The sequence below is a fragment of the Dermabacter vaginalis genome (genome assembly GCF_001678905.1).
Taxonomy (GTDB): domain Bacteria; phylum Actinomycetota; class Actinomycetes; order Actinomycetales; family Dermabacteraceae; genus Dermabacter; species Dermabacter vaginalis.
On record NZ_CP012117.1, the window covers coordinates 2,199,790 to 2,215,901 of the forward strand.

At 58.8% G+C, this 16,112-nt stretch carries 12 protein-coding genes and 1 pseudogene; 10 read left to right on the plus strand and 3 right to left on the minus strand.

The features are described from left to right. Positions 1 to 351: 351 nt before the first annotated feature. Complete coding sequence (locus DAD186_RS10900) at positions 352 to 789, plus strand: hypothetical protein (RefSeq protein ID WP_157457132.1); 438 nt, start codon at positions 352 to 354, stop codon at positions 787 to 789. Between the two features lie 15 nt (positions 790 to 804). After that, positions 805 to 1,623: a DUF4240 domain-containing protein gene (locus DAD186_RS09730; RefSeq protein WP_157457133.1), complete on the plus strand. Its 819-nt coding sequence runs from the start codon at positions 805 to 807 to the stop codon at positions 1,621 to 1,623. A 154-nt stretch (positions 1,624 to 1,777) separates the two neighbouring features. On the opposite strand, the pseudogene DAD186_RS10695 reads toward DAD186_RS09730, so the two are convergent. Then, positions 1,778 to 2,135: pseudogene (locus DAD186_RS10695) on the minus strand (IS3 family transposase); the annotation flags it as partial. Positions 2,136 to 2,595: 460 nt separating this feature from the next. Here DAD186_RS10695 and DAD186_RS09735 point away from each other — a divergent pair. The 3 genes from DAD186_RS09735 to DAD186_RS09745 all read left to right on the plus strand — a co-directional run bounded on the left by DAD186_RS09735 (position 2,596) and on the right by DAD186_RS09745 (position 6,212). Next, positions 2,596 to 3,204 carry a recombinase family protein gene (locus DAD186_RS09735; protein WP_065248504.1) on the plus strand — a complete coding sequence of 203 codons (609 nt, stop codon included), beginning with the start codon at positions 2,596 to 2,598 and terminating at the stop codon, positions 3,202 to 3,204. A 632-nt stretch (positions 3,205 to 3,836) separates the two neighbouring features. Further along, entirely contained in the window at positions 3,837 to 4,106 is a 270-nt protein-coding gene (locus DAD186_RS10905; RefSeq protein WP_157457134.1) for a hypothetical protein, read from the plus strand. Between the two features lie 450 nt (positions 4,107 to 4,556). After that, positions 4,557 to 6,212 carry an ABC transporter substrate-binding protein gene (locus DAD186_RS09745; protein ID WP_065248506.1) on the plus strand — a complete coding sequence of 552 codons (1,656 nt, stop codon included), beginning with the start codon at positions 4,557 to 4,559 and terminating at the stop codon, positions 6,210 to 6,212. Here DAD186_RS09745 and DAD186_RS09750 read toward each other — a convergent pair. Then, a complete protein-coding gene (locus DAD186_RS09750; protein ID WP_236886249.1) occupies positions 6,209 to 6,952 on the minus strand; it encodes a FadR/GntR family transcriptional regulator in 744 nt (247 codons plus the stop codon). The two genes, DAD186_RS09745 and DAD186_RS09750, sit on opposite strands and share 4 nt — an antisense overlap. Before the next feature lie 155 nt (positions 6,953 to 7,107). On the opposite strand from DAD186_RS09750, the gene DAD186_RS09755 reads away from it, so the two are divergent. The 4 genes from DAD186_RS09755 to DAD186_RS09770 all read left to right on the plus strand — a co-directional run bounded on the left by DAD186_RS09755 (position 7,108) and on the right by DAD186_RS09770 (position 12,681). Then, the gene (locus DAD186_RS09755) at positions 7,108 to 8,727 is read left to right on the plus strand and encodes an ABC transporter substrate-binding protein (RefSeq protein ID WP_065248507.1); all 1,620 of its coding nucleotides are present in this window, start codon (positions 7,108 to 7,110) and stop codon (positions 8,725 to 8,727) included. Positions 8,728 to 8,831: 104 nt separating this feature from the next. Beyond that, positions 8,832 to 9,797, plus strand: coding sequence for an ABC transporter permease (locus tag DAD186_RS09760; protein ID WP_065248508.1), 966 nt, complete (start codon positions 8,832 to 8,834; stop codon positions 9,795 to 9,797). Beyond that, a complete protein-coding gene (locus DAD186_RS09765; protein WP_065248509.1) occupies positions 9,797 to 11,845 on the plus strand; it encodes a dipeptide/oligopeptide/nickel ABC transporter permease/ATP-binding protein in 2,049 nt (682 codons plus the stop codon). The genes DAD186_RS09760 and DAD186_RS09765 overlap by 1 nt, the downstream gene beginning before the upstream one ends. Next, complete coding sequence (locus DAD186_RS09770) at positions 11,842 to 12,681, plus strand: ABC transporter ATP-binding protein (protein WP_065248510.1); 840 nt, start codon at positions 11,842 to 11,844, stop codon at positions 12,679 to 12,681. The genes DAD186_RS09765 and DAD186_RS09770 overlap by 4 nt, the downstream gene beginning before the upstream one ends. Before the next feature lie 53 nt (positions 12,682 to 12,734). Here DAD186_RS09770 and DAD186_RS09775 read toward each other — a convergent pair whose 3' ends face one another. Continuing rightward, the gene (locus DAD186_RS09775; protein ID WP_065248511.1) at positions 12,735 to 14,972 is read right to left on the minus strand and encodes a sialidase family protein; all 2,238 of its coding nucleotides are present in this window, start codon (positions 14,970 to 14,972) and stop codon (positions 12,735 to 12,737) included. A 213-nt stretch (positions 14,973 to 15,185) separates the two neighbouring features. On the opposite strand from DAD186_RS09775, the gene DAD186_RS09780 reads away from it, so the two are divergent. Continuing rightward, on the plus strand, positions 15,186 to 16,112 hold the full coding sequence (locus DAD186_RS09780; protein WP_065248512.1) for a dihydrodipicolinate synthase family protein: 927 nt from the start codon (positions 15,186 to 15,188) through the stop codon (positions 16,110 to 16,112).

Sequence of the window (16,112 nt, forward strand, 5' to 3'; positions counted from 1 at the left end):
GACCGCGTCTGCAGGGGTGGCAGGCTGAAACAAGCTATCCCTCTGTGTCTCCTGCGAAACTTCTGGGACTTAGGTCTGTTCGTGATTGCTGTGATGTGAACGTAGCATTCAGTTGATGCCTCGGCCGGGGGTGTTATGGGAGCAGCAGTGGTGCTGCAAGTGAGTAGGGGTTCTCGCGTGGTTGGTTGGGCTGAAAACAGGGTTCTTCGTCGTGCCGTTTTTGCTGTGGCATTTATTGTGTGCGCAGCGTTGTTGATAGCGGGATTGGAGCCAGTTGAGGCGTGGGCAGCCCCACGCGGTGCAGAATCCCCGAGTGCCCCAGTTGCAGGGCCTACTGACTCGAAAGATCCTGTGGATTTTCCGTCTGCAGCTATCCGCGCACGCGCGACGGGTCAGCGTGTTGAGGTGACGGCGGAGCGTTCAGAGTCATCGACGACGTGGGTGAATCCGGATGGTTCGGTGACCACGGAGCAGTTTGCGGCCCCTGTGCGGTTCAAGAATGACAAGGGTGAATGGGCCTCGTTCAACACTGATCTGGTGGAGAAGGCGGATGGTTCGCTTGCTCCCGCGTCAGTGCCTGAGGGTGTTGTGTTGGCGGGCGAGGTGAATGGCACAGATGCTCAACCGGCTGAGGTGGCGTCACTGTCGGGTGGTGCAGCGGATTCACAGATTAGTGGCGGTTACAAGAGGACACGAATTACAGAAAATGGCACGTATCATCACTATAAAAACCGAGGCTATAATATGGAAAACAAAATCAGACCATGTAGGTATCGAAATTGTCGTTGATTTGTGAGGTGAAAATTGGTTACTGAATGGAGAGATTTTAAAGAACTGAAGAAGAGCCTTAAGGGAGCGGGGAAGAAGGAAATGCAAGCCTTTGTTCTGCTCCGCAATAGCCTTATGAGGCAGCTAGATCGCGAAGATGTTTGGCGGGAGCTATGTAAGGATCTTGGCTATAAGCCTGATGGTGAGGAGTTTCTCTTTCTCCGTGCCGGCATACTGAGCAAGGGGCCGTCGTTTTGTAAGTCTGTGATTGCTGACCCGTCTGTACTGCGCCGGCACAAGAACCAGGAGTGTGAGGAGATACTGTATCTCGCGGATGAGATTTTAGAGGATGAGATAGACGATGTTGGCTATGAAACGGGCGTAAACGCTAAGGGGTGGACAGCTGCCGGTCTAGAGGAGCTTTCTGAGGTTGACGGTGCGTACGTTGAACCTTTCGTCTTTTGCCATTCGGAAGATAGGAGGGAGCGTCCGGAGTATCAATCTGTAGATGACGATGGAGTATCGCGTATTCGATACCCAGCGATCGGTAATTTAAGGTCATGTGAAATCTTGGCGGGTCCAGCGATAGAGGATAAGATTCTTGTCGATTCAACCCTAAAGGAGATGCTCCCTACCACACTGAATATTCTTTATCGTGAAAAAGAGCATGATGGACCCTCTAAGGTGTACTTTGAACACGATTACTATATTGGTTTCTTCGTGGAGGAACTAGTCGTTGTGATCGAGGTTTCTTCTTCGCGCCTATCACACCTTGATGATGATACTATGGTTGAGAGGCTAACTTCCTTAGCGATTGAGGCTTTGCCGGTCCTCTTCTCACTTGACTCGGTGTAAAAGAACGCATTGGTGTTTCAAGTTTACTTCTGTTTGAGAAGGTGGGGGTAATCGGACTATGCCGAAAAATTTGATCGGTTGGTGAAGAATTGTGTGGCTGGTCTTGCGAAGAATCAGATCCTTACGGTAGGTCAAGTCTCTGTGACCCAACTCAGGTCGAACGCGTGGACCAGCCAACGATTATGCGGTGAGAACACGTCGGTGACAAATGTCGTATAGAGGAAGCCAGCCCTGGTATGAACATAGGTAATGTCAGCACCCCACAACCGGTTCGGCCCGCTGGCGCGGAAGTTGCGCTGGATCAGATCCGGGCGTGTATCAGGAGACTGAGAGCACCTGGTGGTCATCGGGGACGGACCGCGACGCACCCCGCACACACCAGCACCTTTCATCAACCGGGCGGTCTGATCCCGACCGATGTCCCACCCAGCTCGTCGCATAGGATGCCGCATCTTCCGTACTCCGTACACACCATAATTCTCAGTGCGAAGACGTGTGATGTCACCAAGAAGCTACTCATCGCGTCATGCCCGAGCTGAAACCGGGCGGCTTTTGGCTAGGCGTTCTCCTCACTCGTGATCCCCACGGCAAAAAATGATCGCGTTCATTGATATGTATCGTGATCGTTTCTCTCTCTCGAGTGCTGATGCCGTGTGATGAACGACCACGCCGTTGGTGGCCACTGAAGCGTTCGTTCGTAGTGCGGCCATGCTCCAAGGTGAGGGTCTACATAAGGCATGAATTCCTGTACGTAGCCGCCACATGGCCGTCCACTGCCGCATGTCTTGTGTGCTGTTTCAATAGGGCAGTGAAATGGAGCTTTTCCGTATTGGCTCGCGCTGCACGTGCGCGTCTCATTGAGTACACGCCATTGGCACGTACCGACCTCGTGTCCTCCGCGGTATCTCTGTGGGTACTCTCGAACTCAACGAGACGAAGTCCAGCAGGGTTTAGAGACAGGGGGACAGGGCGATGGTGACCTACACCGGGCAGCGCGTGGGGTACATGCGCGTGAGCTCTGTAGACCAGAACCTCGACCGGCAAAGCCTCGCGATAGGCGGCTGCGACAAGGTCTTCTCCGATAAAGCCTCCGGCAAGGGCGTAGACGGTCGTCAGGGGCTTCGAGAAGCCTTGAACTTCCGGGAGGGGGACCTGTTCGTTGTGGCCTCTATGGACCGTCTAGCGCGCTCCTTGCGTGATCTGGAGTCCATCGTCACGCGACTAACCGATGATGGCGTCACCCTCCACTTCGTGAAAGAGGACCTCGTCTTTCGACCGAACTCCGAGGACCCCTACGCGCGTTTCCAGCTCCACTTGATCGGTGCCGTGGCAGAGCTTGAGCGCTCACTGATTCGCGAACGCCAGCGCGAAGGGATCGAAGCAGCAAAAGCTCGAGGCGTCTATACCGGGCGAGCGCGCGTCCTCACCGACGAACAAGCCCGCGAGGCGAAGACCCTCGCTAAACAAGGCATGACCAAGAAAGCCCTCGCCCAGAAGTACGGGATCGGCCGCTCAACCCTCTACCGCTACCTCGCGCAAACCGAAGAAACGGAACACCCCTCAGATACGCACCCCACGTAGTTACCGACAGGAGGCGAACGAGCACGCCACTAACCCCTACCATCCCCCTGTTGCCTACTACTCACACGCCCCTTCACGAACCTTACCTTGAAGTGCCCCGGGGGTGCTCCTAGGCATTTGCCTTGATTTCTATCATTTCCTATGGCGAGTGCTGCTTCCAAAATTCGGTTTCAACCTCGGACAGAGTTCGGTATCCCACGCTTTGGTGGGGTCGTGCTTCTTTACACCACAACACCCACTCAAAGGTCGCTATTTCTACATCGACGATGTCGTTCCACCTGCGAATATGGATGAGCCCGTTTTATAGGAACCGTTGACGCTTTTAACTAGAGCATTGTCATAGGAATCGCCGACAGTTCCGGAGGAAGCGCGATCCCATGTTGGGAAATCCGCTCGTTGTAGACAACGCTGACAGGCTGGGAGCCGTGATCAGAGTGGGGCACCAAACCTGTTGTTTCTTCGGCGCACACATAGGTAGCATCCACCACCCACAGCTTGTTCGGGCCTTGGGCTTTGAACTCACGCCTCACCAACTCCGGGCACAAAACCGGCACGTGAGGCCAGCGAGTGGTGATAGGCAAGCGTCCTTTACCTTTGTTAGATACGGCCGCCAAGCGCATCAGCCTGGCGGTTTGTCCACGACCGAAATCGATTCCGTCACAGCGAGGAACAAGCCAAATCTTCCGCACACCGCCAACACCGTAATTAACTCTATTTACTGTATCCATGCGTTCAGCCAGCACAGTGTCACGAAGACGGCGAGCACTGAGTCCTCGGGCTTTAGATTAGCGATCATCACGCGAGGTTATGAACCCACCAGCCCGGCTTTTCGTCAACGTCTTGCAGACGAACTCGACAGAGAAATGATTCCGGTGCTCATCGATGAACCGAATCATTTCTGACAGGGGGTCGAGTTCCGACGTGAAAAAGCTGCGGCAGCTTTCAGTAGTTCATTGGTGTCACGTAGTCCGTGATTTTCACGGCGTGACCTCGCGTTTTCGGCGACCAGATCTTCAGGCATTGGTTCTGAGATCTCTCCTGCACGGCGGGCCCGCTGAGTCCATTGACGAACCATGCGCCAGGAAACCCTCACCTTTGGGGCTATTGCCTGACAGGCGGCCCGCATCGACATGTTCTCCGCCAAGATACGGTCCTCTACAAGACGGACCACACGGGCCTTCGCACTCTAATCAACATTTCTTGGCCTACTCTAAATTCCCCATCTACTCAAACGGAACAAAAACTGGGACACTTCACTTAGAAGCCCCGCACAGCGCCACACAACCGTTTAGGGGAATACGCCACACCCCGACTCTCACCAAACGGCGTGCGCGCACACTACCCTGGAATCCATGACCGGACCCGCACGCACTCCCAGTCGGCGCACCTTCCTCACGGCGGGCGCCTCCCTCGGCGCCCTTGCCCTCGCGACCACCGCCGCGGGCTGCCAAAGCTCACCGAACCCAGGCGACCCCGACTACCCCTCGATCGCCGAACAGTTCAACCTGGCCGTCCCCAAAGGGCACCTCGACGTCACAATCGGCGCCCCACTCGGGCATGACGGCCTCAGCCCATTTACGACCCGCTCCCTCCAGAACACCGCCGCGCTCTGGCACGTCTACGAGGGCCTCTCGATCATGGACCCCACACGCGGGAGAACCGAACCGGGCCTCTCACAAAACCTCTTCGACCCCGCTCAGGTCACCTTCGATGTCTTCCTTCGCGACGGCGCGATCTTCCACGACGGCACCCCCGTAACCCCCGCCGATGTTGCCTACTCCTTCGAAGCCGCGCTCGACGAGAACAACAACTACCCCCACCGCGAACTCCTCGACTTCTTCGACCGCGCCACCCCCATCGCCGACAACGTCGTGCAGCTCCGACTCAACTACCCCACGCCCGAAATCAACGAGCGCCTCTCCCTCGTGAAAATTATCCCCGAGGGAACCGACCCTGCCACGCTTCTCGAGAAACCCAACGGCACGGGCCCGTGGAAGATCACGGAGCACGACGCCGAAGCCGGGACCATCACCTTCGAAGCTTTCGACCAGTACTCCGGCGTATGCCCCGCGCTCTACGAAACCATGACCTGGCACGTCGAACGCGACGAATCCGCAATCACCAAAGCTCTCACGGACGGCAGCACGCACGTGGCCCTCCCCGTTCCCGCAAAGAAATACCGCGAGCTCGAGAAAAGCTCCCAGGCCAAGAACGGCACGCTCCACCTCGCCGCCCAGAAGGGCAAAGCCGGCATCTACGCAATGTTCAACCACGCCGAGGGACACCCGTTCGCCGCGATCGAGGCGCGACGCGGCTTCATGAAGGCCTTCGACTACAAAGGCTGCGCGAAACGGGTCTTTGCAGGCCACGTCGACCCTGTCAAGAGTCCCGTCTACCCCGGCACACCCGGCTTCACATCCGCTTCAAGCGTGTACACGCACGCACCTGAAGAGGCGCGCGAACTCTTTACCCGCGCGGAAGTCGGCAAGGTTCGCCTTCTCGCCAGCAACGAGACCTGGACTCAGGGAGTCGCCGAATCCGTCAAGGACAGCCTCGCCGCACTCGGGCTCGAGCCTGACCTCGAAGTTCTCCCCTGGTGGGATGTCGTGACGCGCATGGAAGAGGAATCCGACGGCTGGGACGCCGCCCTCGTGTTCCTCGACCCCGCATTTGTCGGCTTCAATCCCGACACACTCCTGCGCTCCCTCTACGCCTCACCCTTCTGGGTCGATTCCCGCCTTCGCCTCGGGGAAAGCGAACTCGTCGCGGAGATTCGCGACGTGCTCGACCGCAGCACGAGATCCGAATTCGTTGGCAACGAACTTCAGCGCGCCTTGGAAAAGCTCATGAACCACATCTCCACGGAGATCCCCATGTACCCGCTCGTGTGGATGCACACGCTCAGCGCGATCAACACCTCCAAGGTCGCTGACCTCCCCGACACCCGCTCCCTGGGTTTCGTCGCCTCGACCGCGACGCCGCCCGAGGAAATGGGGAAGAAGCGCTAGTTGGCGGCGACCTCGAGAAGGCGCCTGAGCGGGCGGTAATGCTCAATGACCGCTGCGCGGTAGGCGGCCGCATCGCCAGCAACGAGCGCATCAATGATTGCATCGTGGGCGTTCACCGTGTCACTGATGTCCTTGGCTTGCGGCAACCCGGCAGCAGGAACAGCTACCGTGTGAATCCGCCAGAAAGCCATGCCTAGCTGCTGCATCATGTGATTGCTTGTCGCCGCGAGTAGATCGGAGTGGAACGCCTCGTCACACGAAGCAAAGCCTCGACCTGCCTCGACACACTCGCGCATGTTCTTCACGTGCTCTCGAAGCTTCGGCTGCGAGGAACCGCGGTATACCTCAATGAGCTCATCGGTGAGCGCAAGGTCAAGAGCCATGCGCACTTCCACAACTTCACGCAACGTGCTCAGATCGTCTTTCGCATTGAGGCGGGCACGAAAAAGAACGGCTTCAATCATGGGGGCGAACGACAGCTCACCCACGCTCATGCCACGTCCGTGCTGAATAGAAACAATATCGAGCGACTGAAGCGTGCGCAGGGCCTCGCGCACGCTTGAGCGAGAAACACCCAAAGCACCCTGAAGCGATGCCTCCGTAGGGAGCGGATCCCCCGGGCGTAGGTGGTGCTCGAGGATGTACTCCTTGATCGCGTCGACCGTTGCGTTACTCGCGGTCCGGCGCTTGCTTAGCCGTTCACGATTCTCGGGCGCGAGCCCCATGGATTCTTCGGCCACGATCTGCCTTTCTCATGCTCCGAGCTTCCAGTATCGCCACCTCGGCAACATTGACAAAGTCTCGACGGTGCTCTTATGCTAACAGCAAGTCATCAGACGTCTGATGTCTCTATGTGGGGAGCGTTCCCCTAATCCCCCTTTGCAAAGGAGCAAAAGTGAGTAACTCACGCACTGTCTCTCGCCGCACAGTCCTCAAGACGGGTGCTTTCTCGGCCGGCGCCGCGGGCCTCGTCGCTGCCATTTCGGCATGCGCCCCCTCCGATAAAAAGTCCGGTGGTTCCGGCGGTGCAGGTGGCAACGCTGGTTCAGCAAATGAAGACGGCACGATTAAGGCCTCGATTTCCTACGAGCTCGGCACCAACGGTTACGACCCGATGACGACGACCTCGGCACTCACGATCGCAGTTAACTGGCACACCCTCGAGGGCCTCACAGAACTCGATCCGGCGACCGGCGAGGTGCACCCCGCGCTTGCGTCCGAGCTACCGAAGGGTGACAACACCACCGTCGATATCGAGCTCCGCAAGGACGCTAAGTTCCATGACGGCTCCCCCGTGACCCCCGCGGACGTCGTGTTCTCGTTCGAGCGCGTGCTCGACCCCGCGAATAACTCGCTCTACTCGCAGTTCATTTCCTTCATCGACTCCGTTAAAGAAAACGGCAACAACGGCGTGAGTATCGCCCTCAAACACCCCGTCGGCCCGCTTGCCGAGCGCCTCGCAGTCGTCAAAGTCGTTCCGAAGGCTGCCGTCGAGAAAGATGCCGCAGGTTTCGATGCCAATCCCATCGGTACCGGCGCATGGAAGATGACCGATAACGGCGCCGCTTCGAAGATTGTAAAATTCGAGCGCAATGACGACTACACGGGTCAAAAACCCGCGCGCGCCAAGACCATGGAGTGGCAGGTCATCCCCGACGCCGCGACTCGCACCAACTCGCTCCAGTCGGGCGACGTTCAGGCAATTGACTCGGTACCCTACCTCTCGATCGACGCCCTAAATTCCGTCGCGACCGTCGAATCCGTTCAGGGCTTCGGCCTCCTCTTCGCGATGTTCAACAACACCGAAGGCAACCCCTTCGCGGACGTCAAGAACCGCCAGGCCTTCCTCTACGCAATCGACATGGACAAGGTCATCGAGACCGGCCTTGCCGGGCAGGCAACCGCAGCCACATGCTTCGTGGATAAGGAGAATCCGGCTTACAAGGAAGCCGCGACCGTGTACACGCACGATGTTGACAAGGCTAAGCAGCTCTTCGGCGAAACGGGCCTCACCGAGTTCCGCATGCTGTGCACCGATCACGACTGGGTCCAGCAGGTCACGCCGATCATCCAAGAATCCCTCAAGGCGACCGGCGTCACCGTCCACTTCGAACAGAAGCAGTCCGCGGAGGTGTACACGTCGATCGACGGCAGACCTGGCGCCTTCGACGTGGTGATCGCCCCCGGCGACCCGTCAGTGTTCGGCTCCGATGCTGACCTCCTCATGCGCTGGTGGTACGCAGGCGACACATGGACCGATTCGCGCATGCATTGGAAGGGCAGCGAGGCTTACACGCAGCTCCAAGAGCTCCTCGACCAGGGCATTCAGGCGACTGAGGAAGCCGCCCAGCTCGAGGCGTGGCATGCGGCATTTGATCTCATCTCGAACGAGGTTCCGCTCTATCCGCTGTTCCACCGCAAGACCCCGACCGCGTACAACGCCGACACGCTCATCGACTTCAAGCCCATTTCGCTCACGGGCCTAAGCTTCATCGACGTCGGCACGACCCTCTAATCGAGGTTCTCTTCCCTCAACGCCGGGAGGCGAGGCGTTTCCACTGCCCCTCGCCTCCCGGTCACCACGCCAAAGATGGCGCTCACTCTTAAGGACAAAGTCGCATGGCTCAATTCGCAAGACTCATTGGCCGAAGGCTCATTTCCCTGCCCTTCATGGTTGTCGGCGTTGCGCTGCTCGTTTTTATCGTCATGAGCTTTTCAAACGTCGACCCGGCTCGTCTCGCACTCGGCGAAGCAGCATCGCAGGAAGCTCTCGCGCAATACCGCGAGGCACACGGCCTCAACGACCCGCTCCTCGTGAGGTTCTTCTCGTTCCTTGGCGGACTCGTCACTGGCGATCTCGGAACGTCCTCGGGTGGCGTCCCCGTGACACAGATGGTGGCTGAAGCTTTTCCGCGCACCCTCGAGCTCACGTTCCTCAGCCTCATCATCGCGGTCATTCTTTCCTTCACGCTCGGTGTGCTCGCCGCGCTCTACCGCGACACCTTCGTTGACCAGGTCATCCGCGTACTCTCGATCGCTTCGCTCGCGACCCCGAGCTTCTGGCTCGCAATCCTCCTCATCCAGTGGCTCGGCGACATCCCCGGAGGCTGGGGATTTTTCCCTGCGCTCGTCTCCGGGTGGACATCATTCGCTGACGATCCGCAGCAGTACCTCTTAAACATGACACTCCCGGCAATCGCGGGTGCCGTTCCCGTGGCTGGATCTCTCACGCGCGTTGTGCGCACCTCAATGGTGGAAGAACTGGACCGCGACTACGTACGCACCGCCATCGGCGCAGGCATCCCCTACCCGATCGTCATTTCTCGCAATGTACTCCGCAACGCTCTCATCACTCCAGTGACCGTCCTTGGTCTTCGCGTGGGTTACCTCATGGGCGGCGCGGTCATCATCGAAATCATCTTCAATATCCAGGCGATGGGCAAGCTCATTCTCGACGGTATCCAGCGCAACGATGTGTACCTCGTGCAAGGTGTCACTCTGACCGTGGCTATCGCGTTCATCGTTATCAACCTGCTCGTCGACATCCTCTACGTGCTCATCAACCCGCGGATTAGGAGCATCTGATGCGACCGAATCTTGACGCAAAACTCCACCGCTCTTCGGGCGGCACCCTCAAAGCACTCAAGGGCCTCAAGCCCATGAACGTGCTCGCGGCGGCGTTTCTCGCGATCCTTATCCTCGCGGCGATTCTCGCCCCCGTGATCGCACACCATGATCCACTCGCGACGGGCACGCCGGTGCAGCCACCAAGTGGAGAGCACCTCTTTGGCACTGACCAGATTGGGCGCGATGTGTTTGCAAGGGTCATCTACGGATCCCGCTCGTCTCTCATTATCGGTCTGAGCGCAACAGCGCTCGCTCTTCTCGTCGCGGCAGTCCTCGGCTCGTTCGCAGCGACGGCTCACAAATGGGCGTCCGAAGTTCTCATGCGGTGCCTCGACGTGGTCATGTCGATCCCCGGCATCGCGCTTGCCGCTGTGTTCGTCGCAGCATTCGGCAACTCGCTTCCCGTTCTGATCATGGCAATCGGCTTCCTCTACGTGCCTCAGCTCTCGCGAGTCGTGCGCGCGAATGTCCTCTCGCAATTCGGCGAGGACTACGTGAACGCCTCGAAAGTCATGGGCGCGGGGGTTCCCTGGATCCTCATCAAGCACGTGGCACGCAACTGCCTTGCACCAATCCTCGTGTTCGCCACCGTCCTCGTTGCCGACGCGATCGTGCTCGAGGCCTCGCTGAGCTTCATCAACGCGGGCGTGCAGCCGCCGAACCCGTCGTGGGGCAACATCCTCGCGCAAGGAAAGCAGCTACTTCTTTCCGGTTACTGGTGGCCCACATTCTTCCCCGGCCTCATGATCCTCGTTACCGTTCTGAGTCTCAACATCCTCTCTGAGGGGATGACCGACGCGTTCGCCTCGCCTCGCGTGAAAACCGTTGTCGATGTTGACGCCGACGAGAAGAAAGCCCAGACTGCGCCGGAGGCGAGCCTCAACACGCTTGGGCTCATCGATCCCCAGCAGGCCCGCGCGACCCTCCTCGAATCGCTCGATAAGCTCCACGTCAAGGAGAGCGCGCGCAAAGACCGTCTCGTATACGCGGGTGATCCTGAAGCGGAGCCACTCCTCGACGTGCGCGACTTGCGCGTCTCGTTCCCAAATGCCCACGGCGATGTCGACATTGTTGACGGCGTCAACTTTACGATTCGCCCGGGCGAGACCATGGGGCTCGTGGGTGAATCGGGCTCGGGTAAATCGGTTACCTCCATGGCAATCATGGGGCTTTTGCCAAAGACCGCGCGGGTGCGCGGAACCGCGACAATCGAGGGAAAAAACCTCCTCGACATGAACACTCGCCAGCTCAATGAGATGCGCGGACGCGAGATGGCGATGATCTATCAAGACGCACTCAGTTCGCTCAACCCGTCAATGCTCATTAAGAGCCAGATGGCGCAGCTCACCAAGCGCGGAGGCACGCGAAGCGCGGAAGAACTACTCGAGCTCGTGGGCCTCGACCCAAAGCGCATGCTCAAGAGCTACCCGCACGAACTTTCAGGAGGCCAGCGTCAGCGCGTCCTTATCGCTATGGCCCTGACTCGAGATCCGAAGCTCGTGATTGCTGATGAACCGACGACCGCACTCGATGTCACCGTGCAGAAGCAGGTAGTGGAACTCCTCAACAAGTTGCGAGAAGAACTCGGCTTCGCCATGCTCTTCGTGAGCCACGACCTCGCACTGGTTGCACAACTCGCCCACAAGATCACGGTGATGTATGCGGGTCAGGTCGTCGAGCAGGGAACCACGACGGAAGTTCTTACGGATCCTCGACACGAGTACACACAGGGCCTTCTCGGCTCTGTTCTCTCCATCGAGGCGGGCGCTGATCGACTCCACCAGGTACAGGGCACGGTGCCCTCACCCCGCGAGTTCGTTGCGGGGGACCGCTTCGCGCCTCGCTCCTCAACTCCAGAAATCGGACTCGCGGAGAAGCCGCGCCTGTGGGATGTTCCCGGCACCACTCATCGAGTCGCCTCAACCGTTGGACTTCCCGAATCCATCGTCGCCACCCGTTCCACGCGGGATGCGGCCACGAGCGCACACAAAGGTGATCAGGCATGAGCCACAGCGTCACATCACGAACAAACAACGGCTACCTCGCGCCGGACCTGCACGAACCGCCAGTCCTCGATCTTCAGGACATCCACGTCGTGCACACCCTGCGCACGGGATCGATTCTCAAGCCCGACACGATCCGCGCGGTTGATGGGATCAGCGTCCAGGTACGCCGGGGCGAAGTGATCGGCATCGTCGGCGAATCAGGGTCGGGAAAATCTACCCTCGCGAACGTCATGCTCGGCCTCCAACAGCCAACTAGCGGGAAGGTGCTGTTCAAGGGCAACGATCTTCGCCGCAGTCGCGCTGCTCGGCGCGAGCGGGGGCGGGCAATCTCGGTCGTGTTCCAGGATCCATCTACTGCTCTTAACCCGCGCATGATCGTCCAAGACACACTCATGGACCCCCTTCGCGTGCATGGAATCGGCACGGATCGTGAGCGGCTCGCGATGGTCAAGGAACTCATGCACCTCGTGGGCCTTCCCCAATCAGCGCTCTCGGTTCTTCCGCGACAGATCTCGGGAGGCCAGCGTCAGCGTGTCGCTATCGCGCGTGCACTCGCACTCGAGCCCGACATCGTGATCGCTGACGAGCCGACCTCCGCCCTTGACGTGTCGGTCCGGGCGCAAGTTCTCAACCTCTTGACCGACCTCAAGAAGGAGCTTGGACTCGGCCTCGTGTTCATTTCTCACGACATCAACACGGTACGTTTCGTGTCGGACACCCTCCTTGTCATGAATCGCGGCAAGGTCGTTGAATCGGGTCCGAGCGAAGAGGTGTTCCGAAGCGCCACGGATCCGTACACGCAAACGCTGCTTGCGGCGGCTCCTGCACTTCTTTAGCCCTCGTGAAGTACACGAAAAGGCGGGAGGCCCCGAGCCTCCCGCCTTTTCGCCTAAGCCTTGATGAGGGTATTGAGCGACTCCGTAATCCATCCCAGCGGAATTTCTGTAAAAAAGAGCCCGTGCCACTCGCGCTCCCACAAGAGTCCAAGATTGCCGTTCTGGAGCTGAGCCATCGACTGGTACACGTAGTGGCGTGGGTTGAACACGCGATTATGCGGCCACGTTCGTGCACCGTCAAAGCTGAGCCGGAGCGTACCGCATCCGCGGAAAGGCAAGAGTTCGCTCGCGTTGGCAAAAACCACCGCTGCTTCGCCGCCCACCTCGATCCGCACAGCATTGGGTTGGCTAAAGATTTCGGTGAGCTGCGGATCATACGAAACTGCCGACCACGTCTCACCCCCATCGGTGCTTCGCGAAACCGCGACTCTCCCGGAAGCATGCTGGTTACGCGCGAACACCACGAGATCGCCTCCTTCAACCTCCACGATGCTCGACTCATAAAGTGACGCTTCGCGGTTTCCGCGCCATTCGCGTGTGTCATTAGGAGAACCACCGAGACGCCACGTGCCTCCTGCGTTATCGCTCAGGAGTGCGGCACAGGCAAACGACGAGCCGGATTCATCGCTGTAATACACGGGCATGACAAGACGCCCGGCATGAGGCCCGTTTTCTATGCACACACCCGTGCCAGGCGAAGCGCCGAGGAACGGCATCCACGGCTCCTTTACTTGAGGATTCAGATCGATGGGATCGCTCCAGCTCTCACCGTCATCCTCACTGACAACCATCCACAAATAACTCGTGGGGACAGCGGTGAGTGGTGGTGCTGCCGGATCCCCCCGGAACATTTCGACGTGCCCAAGTTCAGTTTCACCGTTGCGCAAGCTACCGTCGGGATCGAGCACGAACTCCGTTAATTTCCCCGACTCCGTGCGGACTCGGCCATCGCTGCCCACAGCGTACTCTCGGCCTTCCCGGTCGAGCAGAACTCTCTCGCCGTTGCCCGTAAAGCCCGAACCCGCCACTGCGTTGAGCTGTCCGATCGCACCCGGAAAATGATCAACGAGCGCGATAATCCGCCCACTCTCGCGATGTTCGACGAGAACAGGGTCGGTTGCTGAGGCCCCCGTCAAGCCGCTACCCACGGAGCGAACGACGGTCTGAAGTGGCCCCCACGAGCGCCCACCATCGGTGCTGCGTCGGATGACAAAGTTAATGTGATTCGGGCTGTCGTTCGGGATGCTCGTGCGCTGATCAGCGCCCGCGATAAGAGTTCCCTTGCGGGTCGTGAGCAGTGCGGGGATGCGGTAGCTCTGGGCACCGTCGTAGCCAAGGTCGACAATCGCGCGCGTCGTCAAAGGATCGACACCGGCGAGACGTTTGACGTGGCGATCGGAGAGTACGCGGTCGTAAATCATCGCACTTTGCGCTTCTCCAAAAAGGCGAGCACCATCGAGGTCTTGCCCGACCGAGACGCGATCAACATGTGCGACGTCACCGAAGAAGCACACTCCTGCGGTTCGCGCGACCTGGAAACCGTCGATGTAAAGCGCGCTCGCACCATAGCCTGTCGTGACGACGAGGTCGTGCCAGTGACCGTCGTCCCATTGTCCGTGTGCCTCAAGCTCGCACAGCTTCTCGCCAGCGACGATGACACGATATACGATACTTCCACGCTCGATTGAAAGTGAGAGATTTCCATCTTCTCCGCGCGCTTCAAGAATTGTTCCTGCTTGGTGCTTTCCACGCACACGGAATCGCGAACGAATCGTGCCTTTTGAGAGCTTTCCTACGCATTTAGCGTCACGCGAAGAAAGGTGCGATGCCGCAAATTCAACGTACGGTGAGACAGCCGGGGCGTTCGCGAGGATTTCTCTCGGATCGAGCTCTCGATTGTCGTCTTGAACTTCGTGCACCTGGGGATCTCCGGGCTGGTTAACTACGGTCTCGGCGTCGGTTGAGCTCGGCCACGCGAGGGTTGAGGTCGAGCAGAAAGACTCGTATCCATCGAGATACAGGGTCGTTCCACACGCCGTTCTCGTGAGAGCAAGGGAATGCACTTCTCCATCATCTACATGGTCGGCATCTTCAGCGTCGAGACTGCGCTTGTAACCGTCTCGTTCAATGTGCGCAACAAGATGACCATTTTCAACAGCAACTTCTAGTCGTGCCTCTTCGGTGCTTCGGGACATCAGAGTGCCGTTTCCACGTGCAGTAAACGTGATGTGAAGGCTCGCTTCACTCTCAACCGTCGCGTCTTTCACCTTTGAACGAGACGCCGTTTCCATGATCCCTCTCCATCCTCTTTCCAAGCTTTTTCACCAACCACCATGAAATCGCGTGAATCTCACGGCGAGTGCGGTCAAAGACCCCGATCTTCTTGACGGAGCACTCCCCTCACTCTAGTCTGTTGTCAGACATCAGACATCCGACGTCTGGTTTTATGAGTTGGTCCGCCGGCAAGGACGCGGCGGAACCTCGAACAGAAGGAAATTGTTGCTATGGCTTCCCAGGGACGCCTCACGGGCGTCATCCCGCCTCTCGTTATTCCGCTTACCGAGTCGCGCGAACTCGATGTCGAATCGCTCGAGCGTCTCATCAACCACCTCATCGACGGCGGCGTCGATGGCATCTTTGCCTTGGGTTCGTCGAGCGAGGTCGTGTTCCATACCGATCGCATGCGCGAGCGCATTCTCGAAACCGTCACGGGGATCGTTGCCGGCCGCATCCCTGTTCTCGCTGGCGTGATCGATACCGAAACAAACCGCGTGCTCGAGCACGTGAAGATCGCCCAGAAGTACGGCGTCGCAGGCGTCGTCGCAACCGCACCTTTCTACGCGATTACCGGTCCCGCCGAAATTGAACGACACTTCCGCATTCTCGGCGAGCAGTCCGAGGTTCCCGTGTGGGCCTATGACCTCCCGGTCTGCGTGCACGTCAAGTTGAACCCCCACATGCTCGTGGGCCTTGGCAGCGAAGGGCTTCTCGCCGGGGTCAAGGACTCGTCGGGTGATGATGTGTCATTCCGGCGTTTGACCGTCATGAATCGTGCGGCTGGCAACCCGTTGAGTGTTCTCACGGGTCACGAGGTCGTTGTGGACGGCGCCTACCTTTCAGGTGCTGATGGGTCCGTTCCAGGCCTTGGAAACGTTGATCCCGCGGGCTACGCGCGCATGCACAAGGCATACCTTGCCGGTGATTGGGAAACGGTCCGCACAGAACAGGATCGCCTTGCGGCGCTCTTCGAGATCGTATTCCAGCCTGTTGGCAAGACCGGCCCCGCAGCTGGCGTGGGCGCATTCAAGACTGCGCTTCGCGAGCTCGGCGTATTCTCGACGAACGTCATGAGCGAGCCGATGACGGCGATCGAAGGCGATGCGGTCGAGAAGATTCGCGGGATTCTCACGGCGACCGGCCTCCGAAAGTAG

What these genes read in the sequence shown, in the direction of transcription:
- DAD186_RS09765 (WP_065248509.1), top strand. Translation starts at nt 9,797, where the DNA reads ATGCGACCGAATCTTGACGCAAAACTCCACCGCTCTTCGGGCGGCACC.
- DAD186_RS09760 (WP_065248508.1), top strand. Translation starts at nt 8,832, where the DNA reads ATGGCTCAATTCGCAAGACTCATTGGCCGAAGGCTCATTTCCCTGCCC.
- DAD186_RS09770 (WP_065248510.1), top strand. Translation starts at nt 11,842, where the DNA reads ATGAGCCACAGCGTCACATCACGAACAAACAACGGCTACCTCGCGCCG.
- DAD186_RS09775 (WP_065248511.1), bottom strand. Translation starts at nt 14,972, where the DNA reads ATGGAAACGGCGTCTCGTTCAAAGGTGAAAGACGCGACGGTTGAGAGT.
- DAD186_RS09780 (WP_065248512.1), top strand. Translation starts at nt 15,186, where the DNA reads ATGGCTTCCCAGGGACGCCTCACGGGCGTCATCCCGCCTCTCGTTATT.
- DAD186_RS09745 (WP_065248506.1), top strand. Translation starts at nt 4,557, where the DNA reads ATGACCGGACCCGCACGCACTCCCAGTCGGCGCACCTTCCTCACGGCG.
- DAD186_RS09735 (WP_065248504.1), top strand. Translation starts at nt 2,596, where the DNA reads ATGGTGACCTACACCGGGCAGCGCGTGGGGTACATGCGCGTGAGCTCT.